The sequence below is a fragment of the Roseibium sp. RKSG952 genome (assembly GCF_009711355.1).
Map to the genome: position 1 here is coordinate 1 of NZ_SMMF01000370.1, position 739 is coordinate 739.

The following is a 739-nucleotide window of genomic DNA, read 5'->3' on the forward strand; positions in this document are numbered from 1 at the left end:
GCAGAGGCAGAAACCTGTCCGCGTTGCAGGTGATGGCATCCTCAGAAACCCGGGCATCATCGGCATCCATGAACTGAATATTTTTGCCCGTAACCCACAACTGGAATTTTCCGGCTCTGAATATCGTTGTCCGTAACCCACAACTGGAATTTTCCGGCTCTTCGTAACCCACAACTGGAATTTTCCGGCTGATTTGAGGTCAATGACGATGAGGGGGGCTTCGAGGTGGTAGTTCAGAAACGCATTGTTGCTCTCGGCTGATGTGCACCATCGTGTGCCGCGTCCCCACCATTTGGCTGCCTCCACCGTCATCGGGACAGCAACCGTGCAGTCCGGCTCGTCAAGCAGAACAAGGGCCTCGGCGTAGGCCTGTTCCTTGTCCTTCAGCCGCTTCTGCTTGCCGGAAAGAGGCGCGTCAACGAGATCGGCGTCGTTGAACCTCTTGACCACCTTCCAGATGTCGGCCAGCGTCTGGTATTGGCCAATGTCACGCTCGGACCCGCCGAGCCGTGTCCTGTACTTGCTGAACAGCTCAAGCGTCTCGCGCGCCTTTGGCAGGTCTTCGGCCAGAAAACCGCCTCTCAGCCAAGAATTGAACCATCCATTTGCTGTATTTCTTGTTCCCGGTCGGATCGAAGCCCATGACGTACGTGACTGCCAACTGCCGCGTTGTTGGTGCACCTGTACCGAGTTCCCGGTCCAAAAGCGCAAGGAGGCTGCCGCCGTAGGTGTCGGTAAG

Annotated in this window: 1 protein-coding gene; it reads right to left on the reverse strand. The window is 56.7% G+C overall.

Annotation, left to right across the window (positions count from 1 at the left end; translation table 11 throughout):
* Nucleotides 1–681, reverse strand: a 681-nt coding sequence (locus E1297_RS01095) for a hypothetical protein (RefSeq protein ID WP_209015559.1), incomplete at its 3' end; no start/stop codon positions are given.
* Between the last annotated feature and the right edge of the window lie 58 nt (nt 682–739).